Raw genomic sequence first — 12,703 nt, forward strand, 5'->3', positions numbered from 1 at the left:
TCAGGCCCCCGGCCCCGGTGCGGCCACCGGCAGCGGCACGTCCTGGTCGAGCAGGCCGCGCGCGACCAGCGCGGTCCACAGTGCGTCGGGGATGTCGTAGCTGAACAGCGCGGCGTTGTCGCGTACTTCGGCGGCGCTCGCCGCGCCGATCAGGGCGGAGACCACCGACGGGTGCGCGAAGGGGTAGCGCAGCGCGGCGGCTCGCAAGGGGACGCCGAATTCCGCGCAGACGGCCTCGATGGCCTGGGCGCGGGCCAGCACCTCCGGGGGCGCCTGCTGGTAGTTGTAGTGCGCGCCGGGCCGCGGGTCGGCCAGCAGCCCGGAGTTGTAGACGCCGCCGACGACGACCTGGGTGCCGCGCCGGGCGCAGACCGGCAGCAGGTCGTCGAGCGCGGTGCGCTCCAGCAGTGTCCAGCGGCCCGCGCAGAGCACCACGTCCACGTCCAGGTCGGTGACCAGCCGGGCCAGGACGTCGCTGTGGTTCATGCCGAAGCCGATCGCCTTGACCACCCCCTGGTCGCGGAGGTCGGCCAGGGCCGCGAAGCCGGTGGCGTACACCTGCGGCAGGTGGTCCTCGACGTCGTGCAGATAGACGATGTCGACGGCGTCCACGCCGAGGCGTTCCAGCGAGCCCTCCAGCGTGGCGCGGATGCCGTCGGCGCTGAAGTCCCACTCGCGGGCGCGGGCCGGCAGGTCGGTGAAGCCCTGCCCGTCCGGGGCCTCGCCCGGCCGCAGGTCGCGCAGCCTGCGGCCGACCTTGGTGGACAGCACGTACGAGCCGCGGTCCCGCCCCGCGAGCGCCCGGCCGAGGCGTTCCTCGGAGCGGCCGAGACCGTAGTGCGGCGCCGTGTCGAGATACACCGGCCCCGCGGCCCCGGTCTCGAAGGCGGCGGCCACGACAGCCTCCGCCTCCTCCTCGGCGACGGCGCGGTAGAGATTGCCGAGCGGCGCGCAGCCGAGGCCGAGCCGGGGCAGTGCGGGTACGGGCATGGCGGGCTCCCTCGTCTCTCCCTTGAAGGGGGTCAATCCTGCTTCTCGCCGCTGGCGAAGCGGGAGATGATCAGCGCGACGATGATGATCGCACCGTAGAGGAACTTGTCCCACAGCGGCGGCACTCCGCCCAGCGTCGTGACGTTCACGACGAGTTGCAGGGCGATGACACCGGTGAGGGCGCCGAAGAGGGTGCCCTTGCCGCCGTTGAGGCTGACCCCGCCGATGACGGTGGCGGCGAAGACCTGGAAGATCCAGCCGTTGCCCTGCGTCGAGGAGATCGCGCCGTAGTGGCCGACGTAGAGGACGCCCGCGAAGGCGGCCAGCAGTCCGGCGACGGCGAGCACGATCCAGGTGATCAGGTCGACCCGGATGCCGGCCGCGCGGGCCGCCTCCTTGTTGCCGCCGATCGCGTAGAGCGCGCGGCCGTGCCGCAGATAGCCCAGCGCCAGGCCGCCGAGCACGAACAGCACCAGGCAGATCCAGACCGCGGCCGGCGCGCCGAGCCAGGACGCGCCGCCGAGATAGGAGAAGGACGCGGGCACCTCGACGATGGACTTGCCCTGCGAGATGCCGTCCTGGAGGCCGCGGAGCATGGTGAGCATGCCGAGGGTGGCGATGAAGCCGTTGACCCGCAGTTTCAGGATCAGGAATCCGTTGAAGGCGCCGATGACCACGCCGACCAGCAGGCACAGCGGGATCGAGGTCCAGCCGGGCATCAGCCCGATGCCGTGATAGGTGGCGGGGCCGCTGCTCGGCATCACCAGCCACATCGCGACCACCGGCGCGACACCGATGGTGGACTCCAGCGACAGGTCCATCCGGCCGCTGATCAGGATCATCGCCTCGCCGAGCACCAGCAGGCTCAGTTCGCTGCACTGCTGGAGCACCCCGAGGAGATTGTCGGAGGTCAGGAAGGTGGGCGACACGATGAAGCCGATGACGCCCAGCAGCAGGATCACCGGCAGCAGGGACAGGTCCCGGTAGCGGGTGAGCTGGATGCGCGGCGCCGGGCGCCGGGTGTTGTCCACGGCCGCCACGTCGGCGGTCAACTGGCTGGTGTCACTCATTCCTCGGCTCCCTCGTCGCCGCCCGCGGGCAGCCCTTCCATGGCCGAGACCAGGTCCCGGTCGGTCCATCCACTGCCGAACTCGGCGATCACCCGCCCGTGGAACAGCGCGATCACCCGGTCGCAGACCCGCAGGTCGTCCAGTTCGTCGGAGACGATGACGGCCGCGTCGCCGCGGTCGGCGACGCCACGGACGACGCCGAGCAGCGCGTCCTTGGACTTCACGTCCACGCCGGCGGTGGGCCGCACCGCCACCAGGACGCGCGGCTCACGGGCCAGGGCGCGGGCGATGACGACCTTCTGCTGATTGCCGCCGGACAGGTCGGCGACGGGCTGTCCGGGCCCCGAGGTCTTGATGTCCAGCGAGCTGATCATGCGCTGGGCGAACTCCCTGGTCCTGGACGGCAGTACGGTGCCGTACGGGCCGAGCTGGTCGGTCACCGTGAGGGTGGCGTTCTCCGCGACGCTGCGGCCGAGCACCAGGCCCTGCCGGTGCCGGTCCTCCGGGACGTAGCCGATTCCGGCGCCGAGCGCGTGCGCGACGCTGCCAGGGCGTACGGCCCTGCCCGCGACCAGGGTGCGGCCGCCGCTGGCCTTGCGCAGACCCACCAAGGTCTCGCCGAGCGCGGTGTTGCCGCTGGCGGTGGCTCCGGCCAGGCCCAGCACCTCGCCGGGGCGCACGGCGAAGTCGATGCTCTCGAAGGCGCCGTCGAGGGCGAGCCCTTCGGCGCGCAGCACGGCCTCGCCCGCCGCCGTGTCCGTCACTCCTGTCGTAGCGGTGTCCCGCGCGGACCGCTTGGCGTGCCAGGCCAGTTCGGCCTTGGCCGCCTCGCCGGTCATCGCCTCGACCAGTTCGGCCTTGCTCAGTTCCGCGACGGGCGCGGTCACCACATGGCGGGCGTCACGGTAGACCGTGACGGTGCTGCACAGGTCGTAGACCTCCTGGAGGTGGTGCGAGATGAACAGGAAGGCCACGCCCTGGCGTTGCAGTTCGCGCAGCTTGGTGAAGAGCCGGTCGATGCCCGCCGCGTCGAGCTGCGCGGTGGGTTCGTCGAGGATGATGAAGCGGGCGCCGAAGGACAGCGCCCTCGCGATCTCGACGAACTGCCCCTGCTCGACGGTGAGATCACCGGCCCGCACGGTGGGGTCGACGTCGACCCCGTACTCGGCGAGCAGGTCGCGGGCCCGGGCGCGCAGCGCGGACCAGCGGATCCGGCCGCGGTCGAAGCGGTTGAGGAAGAGATTCTCCGCGACGGTGAGGTCGGGCACCACCATCGACTTCTGGTAGACGCAGGCGACTTTGGTCTGCCAGGCGGCGGTGTCGCCGGCCGCCGGCGCGGGCTCTCCCTGGAAGGAGACCCGCCCGGCGTCCGGGGTGTGCAGCCCGGTCAGGACCGAGACCAGCGTGGACTTGCCCGCCCCGTTGCGGCCGACGAGCGCGTGCGAGTCGCCGGCCGCGACGGTGATGCCGACCCGGTCCAGGGCCACGGTGGCCCCGAACCGTTTGACGATGCCCTCCGCGTGGACCGCGGCGGGCGGTACGGCCTCGCTCATGGCTCAGCTCTTCCCCAGCTGGTTGGCCCACAGGCTGCTGTCGTCCACGTTGTCCTTGGTGACCAGCGGGGCGGGGAGCTGGTCCTCAAGACCGTTGGGGATCTTGATGATCGTGGAGTCGTGGTCGGTCGTGCCCGGCTCGAACGTCTTGCCCGCCAGCGCCTCCTTGGCGTAGTACAGCGCGTACTTCGCGTACAGGTCGGCGGGCTGGGAGACGGTGGCGTCGATCTGCCCGGCCTTGATGGCCTTGAACTCCTCGGGGATGCCGTCGTTGGAGATGATCGTGATGTGGCCCGCGGTGCCGGCCGGCTTGAGCAGGTTCTTCTGCTGGAGCAGCGCGAGGGTGGGCTGGAGGAAGACGCCGCCGGCCTGCATGTAGATGCCGTTCAGGTCCGGGTCGGAGGCGAGCGTGGTCTGCAGCTTGGCCGAGGCGGTGGCGCCGTCCCAGTTGGTGACCAGCGGGATCACCTTGATGCCCGGGTACTTGCTCTTCATGCAGGCGGCGAACGCCTCGGAGCGGTCCCGGCCGTTGATGGAGGACAGGTCGCCCTCGAATTCGGCGACCTTGCCCTTGCCCTTCAGCTGCTCACCCAGGTATTCGCACGCCTTGGTGCCGTACGCCTTGTTGTCGGCGCGGACGACCATGTAGACCGGGCCCTTGTCGGGGCGGGTGTCGACGCTGATCACCGGGATCTTCTTCTTGGCCATCTGGTCGAGCGTGGAGGCGATGGCGCCGGTGTCCTGCGGGGCCATCACGATCGCCTTGGCGCCCTCGTTGGCGAAGCTCTGCACATTGGCGACGAGCTTGCCGATGTCGTTCTGCGAGTTGGTGCGGGGCAGCGCGGAGACGTCGCCGGCCTTGACGCCCTTTTCTATGTAGCTGTTGTACGAGTTCCAGAAGTCGCTGTCGGAACGCGGCAGGTCGATGCCGACCTTGCCGGAGCTGCCCGCCTTGTCGTCGCTGCCCCGGTTGCACCCGGCGAGGGCGGCGACCGCGAGCAGTGCGGCACAGGCGGCCACGGACGTTCTGCGCAGTCTCATCGTCGAGTCCTGCCTTTCCCAAGTTGTGTGTGTCGGCGCGGTGGAGAGGTGGTGCGGGTGGTGCTGCCGCTCGGCGGTTCCGCGGTTCAGGTCGCGGCGGGCCGCAGGCGCAGTCCCTGCATTCCGCCGTCGACGGCGAGCGCGGTTCCGGTCACGCTCGCCGCGGCGGGACTCGCCAGGTAGACGATGGCCGCGGCGACCTCGTCGGCGGACACCAGCCGGCCCATCGGCTGGCGGGCGTCCAGGGCCGCGCGCTCGGCGGCCGGGTCCTCGGCCTGGTCGAGGAGGCGGCCGATCCAGGGGGTGTCGGCGGTTCCGGGGTTCACGCAGTTGACGCGGACGCCCTCGCGTACGTGGTCGGCGGCCATCGCCAGGGTGAGGGAGAGCACCGCGCCCTTGCTCGCGCTGTACAGCGCCCGCTGCGGCAGGCCGGCGGTCGCGGCGATCGAGCAGGTGTTGGTGATGGAGGCGCTGCCGGGGCGTACGGCGGCGGCCTCGCGCAGGTGCGGCAGGGCGGCGCGGGCGGTCCGCACCATGCCGAGCACATTGATGTCGAGCACCCGCAGCCATTCGTCGTCGGCGTTGTCCTCGACGGTGCCGATGGCGCCGATCCCGGCGTTGCTCACCAGGATGTGCAGGCCGCCGAGTTCGGCGACGGCCTCGGCGACGCCGGCCCGTACCGCGGCGTCGTCGGTGACGTCGGCGGCGACCGCGTAGGTGCCGGCCGGCGCGCCCGCGGGGTCGCGGTCGAGGACGGCGACCCGGGCGCCGCGTGCGGTCAGCAGCGCCGCGGTGGCGGCGCCGATGCCGGAGGCGCCGCCGGTGACGAGGGCGGTCAGGCCCGCGAGGTCGCGGCCGGGGGCGGTGCCGGGTGCCTGGTCGGCGCTGGTGCTCATCGGGTCAACTCCTGTCGGGCCTGCCACACCGGGCCGTCCGGGTAGCGGTAGTCGGCGAGCGACTCCGGGACGATGCGGGCGGAGAAGCCCGGGGCGGCCGGGGCGCGGTAGCGGCCGTGGTCCATCACCACGGGATCGGTGAAGTGCTCGTGCAGATGCGGGACGTATTCGATCACGCGGTCGTCCCAGCTGCCGGAGACGGCGACGTAGTCGAACATCGACAGGTGCTGGACGAGTTCGCACAGGCCGACGCCGCCGGCGTGCGGGCAGACCGGGACGCCGAATTTGGCGGCGAGCAGCAGGATCGCGATGTTCTCGTTGACGCCCGCCACCCGGGCGGCGTCGATCTGGACGAAGTCCACGGCGCCGGCCTGGAGGAGCTGTTTGAACACCACGCGGTTGGCGACGTGTTCGCCGGTGGCGACGGGGACGGGCTGCCCGGCGCGGATCGCGGCGTGCGCGAGGACGTCGTCGGGGCTGGTGGGTTCCTCGATCCAGTACGGGTCGAAGGGGGCCAGTGCCCGCATCCAGCCGACCGCGTCGGCCACGTCCCAGCGCTGGTTGGCGTCGACGGCGATCCTGATGTCGGGGCCGACGGCGTCGCGGGCCAGCCGCATCCGGCGCAGGTCGTCGTCGAGGTCGCCGCCGACCTTGAGCTTGATCTGCCGGAAGCCCGCGGCGACCGCTTCCTTGGACAGCCGGGTCAGTTTGTCGTCGGAGTAGCCGATCCAGCCGGGTTCCGTGGTGTAGGCGGGGTAGCCGTGGCGGCGCAGTTCGGCGGCGCGCGCGGCGCGGCCGGGTTCCGCGCGGCGCAGGATCTCCAGCGCCTCGTCGCGGGTCAGGGCGTCGCTGAGGTAGCGGAAGTCGACCATGTCCACGAGCTGTTCCGGGCTCATCCCGGCGAGCAGTTCCCAGACCGGCAGCCCGGCCTGGCGGGCGGCCAGGTCCCAGGCGGCGTTGACGACCGCGCCGGCCGCCATGTGCATCACGCCCTTCTCCGGGCCGAGCCAGCGCAGTTGGGAGTCATGGGTGAGCAGGCGGTAGAAGGCGCCGAGGTCGCCCGTGACACTGTCCACGGAGCGGCCGACCACGTAGGGTCGCAGGGTGGCGATGGCGGCGGCGACGACGTCGTTGCCGCGCCCGATCGTGAAGCACAGACCGTAACCCGCCAGGCCGCCGGGCGAGTCCGTACGGAGCATGACGTAGGCGGCGGAGTAGTCGGGGTCGGGGTTCATGGCGTCCGAGCCGTCGAGCTGCTCCGAGGTCGGAAAGCGGATGTCGTACACGTCGACCTCGGTAATGGTCGGACTCATGCACACCCCCGTCGTGAGACATCGGATCTTTTCTTGATGATCCGATGTATAGCGGCGCGTGATGGTGTGCGTCCAGGGGCTGACCAAAGTTCGTGGATAACAGATCGGATGTCTCGGTCGGCGCCCGTTGCGGGCCTTCCGCAGGTCGGCCGCCGTGCGCGCGCCGGCCCGCCGCCGGTCGCGCGTCGCCGCACACCGTGCCCCGCCCATGACGCCGTAGGCTGGTGCCGCACGTGCAGGAACAGCAGCCGGTACGGGGACGCTGCCGCGCCCGGCCGGTCGGAAGGAGGCGCTGGGTGATCGAGCTCGAGGGGGTACCCGAGCTGATCGACCCGGTCATGGTGGCCGCGTTCGAGGGCTGGAACGACGCCGGGGACGCCGCCTCGACCGCGGTCGGGCACATGGACCGGGAGTTCAAGGGCGAGGTCTTCGCCGCGCTCGACGCCGAGGACTACTACGACTTCCAGGTGAACCGCCCCACGGTCTGGATGGACGGCGGGGTGCGCCGCGTCGTGTGGCCCACCACCCGGCTGTCGGTCGTCAGGATCACGACGCCCAAGCCCCGCGACCTGGTGCTGGTGCGCGGCATCGAACCGAGCATGCGCTGGCGTTCGTTCTGCAACGAGATCCTCGGCTTCGCCCATGAACTGGGCGTGGAAATGGTCGTGGTGCTCGGCGCGCTGCTCGGCGACACCCCGCACACCCGGCCGGTCCCGGTCACCGGGGTGACCTCGGACCCGGACCTTGCCACCACCCTCAATCTGGAGGAGTCCCGCTACGAGGGGCCGACCGGCATCGTCGGCATCCTCCAGGAGGCGTGCACGCACGCGGGCATCCCCGCGGTGAGCCTGTGGGCCGCGGTGCCGCACTATGTGTCGCAGCCGCCCAACCCCAAGGCCACGCTGGCGCTGCTCAACCGCCTCGAGGACCTGCTGGACCTGCGCATCCCGCAGGGCGAGCTGCCGGAGGACGCGCGCGCCTGGCAGGTCGGGGTGGACCAGCTCGCCGCCGAGGACAGCGAAGTCGCCGAGTACGTACAGACGCTGGAGGAGGCGCGGGACACCGCGGAGCTGCCCGAGGCGTCAGGCGAGGCGATCGCCAAGGAATTCGAGCGCTATCTGCGCCGCCGCGACCCGCAGGCCGGGGAGTACGCGAGCGAGGGCGAGGGCGGGGTGCCGCAGTTCCGGGAGCGGGCGCAGTCGCCGCGCCCGGACCGGGACATCGACACCGACACCGATCCGGGCCCGGAGCCGAGTTCCGGGCCGGACGGCGGCGCGGACGAGGACGGCGACGGCGAATCGCCGGAGGACAGCAAGTAGGGGGGTGAGGGGGCCCGCCCCCTCACCCCCCTGTTCAACCGGTCACGCGCAGTGGAACGTCGCGTCCGCCCAGTCCCCGTGGTCGCCGCTCAGCGAGGCCGCGGCCGGGGTGATCTTCAGATGGACGTGCCTGGCGCCCGTGACCGGCACGGACACCGGCACCGTGTCCGACGCCCCGGTGAGCACCGGTGACGTCCACAGCGTGGTGCCGTCCGCGACGACGGAGAAGGTCACCGAGCCGTAGCCGTTGATCTCGTCGTCGATACCGACGTCGGCGCTGAACACCGAGCACCGGCCGCCGAGGTACACCTCGATGTCGGAGGCGGCGTGCGCCCCGATGCCCTTGGCGTACGTCTTCCCCGCCAGGGTCAGGGTGTGGCCGTCGTCGGCCGCCGACTCGCCGTTGCTGCGGTCGCGTTCCGGCGGACCCCAGCCGTTGGTCGAGGTCAGCCAGGTCAGATCGCTCGCGTACGTGTCGGTGGTCGGCGGTGCGGGCATCGCCGCGACCGCGAAGGGCTGGGTGGCGACCCGCCCCGGCGCCGACGACAGGTAGTCGGCGCGCGCGGTGAGCACCGCCTGCCCGGCCTTGACCCCGGCGGGCGGCGTGACGGAGAAGGTCAGCCGCTTGGTGGCGCCCGCGGTCAGCACCGGCACGGTCCGCGGCGCCGACACCTGCCAGCCGTCCGGCACCTGGAGCGACACCTTGGCGCCGACCACCGGCAGCCGGCCCGCCGTCAGGTCCACCGTGACGTCGGAGGCCACCCCGGCGCCGGTCTCCTGGCCCGCGGGCGCGGAGACGACGGCGGCGGAGTCCGGCACCCGGCCGCCGAGCGCGCTGGCACCCGCCAGCCGCAGCGTGAAGGCGTGCGCGGTGGACCGGCTCGCGGTCTTGACCCGCACCACTCCCCCGCGGTCGGCCGCGTCGTACCACCAGCCCTGCGTCGCCTTGTCGAAGGCGGCCTTGCTGCCGAGCCGCGGCAGCGGCCGGTTCTCCAGCAGCACCGCGCCGGGCGCGTCACCGGTGTGCAGCGTGAAGTCGTACGGCCGCGAGGTCTGCTTCCCCTTGAAGTCGCCGACACTGGCGCCGACGTTCACGCTCACGTCGCCCGCGCCGGACCGCGGAGCGGCGACGGTCACCTTCTGCTGCGCGTACTTGCCGTCACGGCTCTGCCGGGTGACGCCGTCGTCCTCGTAGAGGGTGAAGGACGAATTGCCCTGCGGGTAGACGTCCCAGGCGAGCGGGGAGTCCGCGGTGCGGTCCTGGTACGACCTGATGCCGGGCCACATCGGCACGGCGGCGCCGGCCTTGACGAACAGCGGCAGGGTGCCGAGCGGCGCGCTGTAGCCGTCGACGGTGGTCGGGCCGTGGTAGATCCGGCCGGTCCAGTAGTCGGTCCAGGTGCCCTTGGGCAGGTAGATCCCGTCGCGCACCGTGCTGTCCTGGTAGACGGGCGCCACCAGGAAGTCCTGGCCGGACAGGAATTCGTACTTCGCCGCGTCGGTGGCCGCCTTCGGGTCGTCGGGGTACTCCAGCGCCAGCGGCCGGACCGCGCCGACCCCGGTACGGTTCGCCTCGGCCGCGTAGCTGTACATGTACGGCAGCAGCGACTCCTTGAGCTTGAGGTACTTCCGGTTGATCGAGGTGTACGGCTCCCCGTACTGGTACGGCTGCTTGTCGCTCGCCGCCCAGCCGTCCATGCTCATCACGGCGGGCAGGAAGGACTTCCATTCCAGGTCGCGGGTGTACGTGTCGGCGCTGCCGCCGAAGATGCCGTCGATGTCGCCGGAGGTGTAGGCGAGGCCGGACATCGTGGCGCCGGCGTAGGTCGGGATCTGCCAGCGGATGTAGTCCCAGGTGCCGTACTGGTCGCCGGACCACTGCACTCCGCAGCGCTGCGCGCCCGACCAGCTCTCCGGCGCCCAGGTGAAGCCGCGCGCGTCGCTGTTGTCCTCGATGCCCTGGTAGGCGGCCTTGCAGCCGTCCAGCGCGTGCTTGTAGCCGTCGCCGACCCAGGCGACGTCCAGCTTGGCGACCCGCTGGCCCGCCTTGACCTGGTCGGCGAGCTTGTCGAGGCCGTCCTCGGTCCACAGGCCGAGCTTCATCTTCTGCTGTGCCAGGCCCGCCGAGGTCTCCGGCAGGTTCTCGTAGCCGCAGCCGTAGCCGTCGTTGACCAGCATCCAGCCGTTCGGCATGTCGTTGGCGGTGTAGTCGGCGGCCACGTCGAGCGCGTCCAGGGTGTGCCGTTCACCGCGGTTGGCGTTGTGCAGGTAGCAGTCGGAGTCGCCCGGCTCCAGGCCGTAGATCGGCGGCAGGAAGGGCTTGCCGGTGAGCTTGGTGTAGTCGCCGATGACCTGCTTGGCGTCGCCGGCGAAGTAGTAGGCGTCGAAGCGCTGTTCCTTCGCGCTGGCGGTCACCGGGTCGCCGAACGCGTAGGTGTTGGGCGCGTAGGTGTTGCGGAAGACGCCGTAGCCGGCCGTGGAGAGGTAGAAGGGCACGGAGTTGGGGTGCCCGCCGTCGTTCCAGTTGCCGTCCACGCTGACCTGGACGGTCTTGCCGCGGTGCGAGGTGTTGCCGCTGCCGTTCTGCATGCCGCCGCCGTAGAACTGCTCGGTGGCGCCGCGGGTCAGGGTCTGGGTGGTGCTGTCCCCGGTCCAGCTCAGCGGCTTGGTCTCGGCCCAGATGCGGGTGCCGTCCGCCTTGTAGAGCGCGAAGCGCAGCGGCACCTTGTAGGCCCGCAGCGTGACGGCCGAGGTGCTCAGTTCGTAGGCGTCGCCCGCGTCCTTCCAGCGCGTGGCGGGCGGGGCGCCCTGCGGAAGGACGATGTCGTCGCCGGTGGGGTCGGTGAAGGTGCCGTCCGGGGCGAGTTCGATGCGGAAGGTGTCGGTGGACACGAAGCTGACCCGCGCCTGCGCCTGGCCGGCGTGCAGCCCGTAGACGGAGCCGTCGTGGTCGAAGCCGGTCACGTCCCCGACGGACGTCGTGGCCGACGGGTCGGGCGCGGCGGCCTGGGCGCCGCCGGGGCCGGCGAAGGCAAGGAGCAGACCGAGCACGGCCGCACCGGCAAGCGCCACTCTAGTGCGCACTCTTGTTTGCATGAAGCGTGTTTAGCGCAAAATCGAGCATTCGACCATGGGCACGACAGAAACCGCCCCTGGACTCCGGGGAGTCCAGGGGCGGTGAAGTCCGGCGGGGCGCCGTGACGAGGCCGGCTCCGGGGTGGCTACAGGGCGACGCCCAGCAGCGCGTCCACGGCGCGGGAGACCAGACCGGGCGCACCGGTGTCCGTCCCGCCGTCGGCCTCCTGCGCGGCGGCCCAGCGGTCCACGGCGGCCAGCGCGCGCGGCGCGTCCAGGTCGTCGGCGAGCGCCTCGCGGATCTCCTCCAGCAGCGCGTCGGCGGCCGGTCCGTCCGGCCGCGAGACGGCGGCGCGCCAGCGCCCGAGCCGGTCCACGGCCTCGGCGAGCACCGCGTCCGTCCACTCCCAGTCCGAGCGGTAGTGGTGCGCGAGCAGGGCGAGCCGGATCGCCGCCGGGTCCACGCCGTCGCGGCGCAGCGCCGAGACGAAGACCAGATTGCCCTTGGACTTCGACATCTTCTCGCCGTGCAGCGCGACCATTCCGGCGTGCACGTACGCCTTCGCGTACGGGTACTCGCCGGTCAGCACCTGCGCGTGCGAGGCGCCCATCTCGTGGTGCGGGAAGGCCAGGTCGGAGCCGCCGCCCTGGACGTCGAAGCCCATGCCGAGGTGGTCGAGCGCGATCGCCACGCACTCGATGTGCCAGCCGGGGCGGCCGGGGCCGAGCGAGCCGCCGTCCCAGCTCGGCTCGCCCTCGCGGGCGCCCATCCACAGCATCGGGTCCAGCGGGTTCTTCTTGCCCGGCCGGTCCGGGTCGCCGCCGCGCTCGGCGGACAGGACGCGCATCGCCTCCGCGTCCAGGTTGGAGACCTTGCCGAAGTCGGGGTCGGCCGCGACCGAGAAGTAGACGTCGGTGCCCAGTTCGTACGCGGCGCCGGCGTCCCGCAGCCGCTCGATCAGCGGGACGATGCCCGGGATGGCCTCGACCGCGCCGATGTAGTGGGCGGGCGGCAGCATCCGCAGCGCGGTCATGTCCTCGCGGAAGAGCGCGGTCTCCCGCTCGGCCAGCTCCGTCCAGTCGTCACCGGTGGCGTTCGCCCGCTCCAGCAGCGGGTCGTCGATGTCGGTGACGTTCTGGACGTACTCCACCTGCCGCTTGGTGTCGAGCCACACGCGCTGCACCAGGTCGAACGCGTTGTACGTGGCCGCGTGCCCCAGGTGGGTGGCGTCGTAGGGGGTGATCCCGCAGACATAGATCCGGGCCACCGGGCCCGGATCGATCGTCAGCGGCCCACCGGTCGCGGTGTCGTGGAGACGGAGTGCGCGTCCAGTGCCGGGAAGGGCGGGGACGTCGGAAGCGGGCCAGGCATGCATGTCATGAGATTAACCGTGCGCACGACCGGCAAACGAACCGGAGCTGGGGAAATGCGTCACGCAGCGGCCA

Annotated in this window: 9 protein-coding genes; 1 reads left to right on the forward strand and 8 read right to left on the reverse strand. The window is 71.7% G+C overall.

Annotation, left to right across the window (positions count from 1 at the left end; genetic code table 11):
- The 6 genes from BM076_RS19430 to BM076_RS19455 all read right to left on the reverse strand — a co-directional run bounded on the left by BM076_RS19430 (nt 1) and on the right by BM076_RS19455 (nt 6,863).
- Nucleotides 1-990: an aldo/keto reductase gene (locus BM076_RS19430; RefSeq protein WP_093714890.1), complete on the reverse strand. Its 990-nt coding sequence runs from the start codon at nt 988-990 to the stop codon at nt 1-3.
- A gap of 32 nt (nt 991-1,022) precedes the next feature.
- A complete protein-coding gene (locus BM076_RS19435; protein ID WP_093714891.1) occupies nt 1,023-2,060 on the reverse strand; it encodes an ABC transporter permease in 1,038 nt (345 codons plus the stop codon).
- A complete protein-coding gene (locus BM076_RS19440; RefSeq protein ID WP_093714892.1) occupies nt 2,057-3,613 on the reverse strand; it encodes a sugar ABC transporter ATP-binding protein in 1,557 nt (518 codons plus the stop codon). Before BM076_RS19440 ends, BM076_RS19435 begins: the two co-directional genes overlap by 4 nt.
- Before the next feature lie 3 nt (nt 3,614-3,616).
- Nucleotides 3,617-4,654 (reverse strand): sugar ABC transporter substrate-binding protein, encoded by a 1,038-nt coding sequence (locus BM076_RS19445; RefSeq protein ID WP_093714893.1) that lies wholly within the window; start codon nt 4,652-4,654, stop codon nt 3,617-3,619.
- Between the two features lie 86 nt (nt 4,655-4,740).
- Complete coding sequence (locus BM076_RS19450; protein ID WP_093714894.1) at nt 4,741-5,550, reverse strand: SDR family NAD(P)-dependent oxidoreductase; 810 nt, start codon at nt 5,548-5,550, stop codon at nt 4,741-4,743.
- On the reverse strand, nt 5,547-6,863 hold the full coding sequence (locus BM076_RS19455; protein ID WP_093714895.1) for an enolase C-terminal domain-like protein: 1,317 nt from the start codon (nt 6,861-6,863) through the stop codon (nt 5,547-5,549). The genes BM076_RS19450 and BM076_RS19455 overlap by 4 nt, the downstream gene beginning before the upstream one ends.
- Nucleotides 6,864-7,159: 296 nt before the next feature.
- Between BM076_RS19455 and BM076_RS19460 the strand changes: the two genes are divergently transcribed.
- Nucleotides 7,160-8,182, forward strand: coding sequence for a PAC2 family protein (locus tag BM076_RS19460; RefSeq protein WP_093714896.1), 1,023 nt, complete (start codon nt 7,160-7,162; stop codon nt 8,180-8,182).
- 42 nt (nt 8,183-8,224) lie between these two features.
- On the opposite strand, the gene BM076_RS19465 is transcribed toward BM076_RS19460, so the two are convergent.
- Nucleotides 8,225-11,278, reverse strand: coding sequence for an NPCBM/NEW2 domain-containing protein (locus tag BM076_RS19465; protein ID WP_093714897.1), 3,054 nt, complete (start codon nt 11,276-11,278; stop codon nt 8,225-8,227).
- Between the two features lie 125 nt (nt 11,279-11,403).
- Nucleotides 11,404-12,633, reverse strand: a complete 1,230-nt coding sequence (gene mshC, locus BM076_RS19470; protein ID WP_093714898.1) for a cysteine--1-D-myo-inosityl 2-amino-2-deoxy-alpha-D-glucopyranoside ligase — start codon at nt 12,631-12,633, stop codon at nt 11,404-11,406.
- Between the last annotated feature and the right edge of the window lie 70 nt (nt 12,634-12,703).

The sequence above is a fragment of the Actinacidiphila alni genome, from assembly GCF_900112845.1.
Lineage (GTDB): Bacteria > Actinomycetota > Actinomycetes > Streptomycetales > Streptomycetaceae > Actinacidiphila > Actinacidiphila alni.

What these genes read in the sequence shown, in the direction of transcription:
- mshC (WP_093714898.1), bottom strand. Translation starts at nt 12,633, where the DNA reads ATGCATGCCTGGCCCGCTTCCGACGTCCCCGCCCTTCCCGGCACTGGA.
- BM076_RS19450 (WP_093714894.1), bottom strand. Translation starts at nt 5,550, where the DNA reads ATGAGCACCAGCGCCGACCAGGCACCCGGCACCGCCCCCGGCCGCGAC.
- BM076_RS19430 (WP_093714890.1), bottom strand. Translation starts at nt 990, where the DNA reads ATGCCCGTACCCGCACTGCCCCGGCTCGGCCTCGGCTGCGCGCCGCTC.
- BM076_RS19435 (WP_093714891.1), bottom strand. Translation starts at nt 2,060, where the DNA reads ATGAGTGACACCAGCCAGTTGACCGCCGACGTGGCGGCCGTGGACAAC.
- BM076_RS19455 (WP_093714895.1), bottom strand. Translation starts at nt 6,863, where the DNA reads ATGAGTCCGACCATTACCGAGGTCGACGTGTACGACATCCGCTTTCCG.
- BM076_RS19465 (WP_093714897.1), bottom strand. Translation starts at nt 11,278, where the DNA reads ATGCAAACAAGAGTGCGCACTAGAGTGGCGCTTGCCGGTGCGGCCGTG.
- BM076_RS19440 (WP_093714892.1), bottom strand. Translation starts at nt 3,613, where the DNA reads ATGAGCGAGGCCGTACCGCCCGCCGCGGTCCACGCGGAGGGCATCGTC.
- BM076_RS19445 (WP_093714893.1), bottom strand. Translation starts at nt 4,654, where the DNA reads ATGAGACTGCGCAGAACGTCCGTGGCCGCCTGTGCCGCACTGCTCGCG.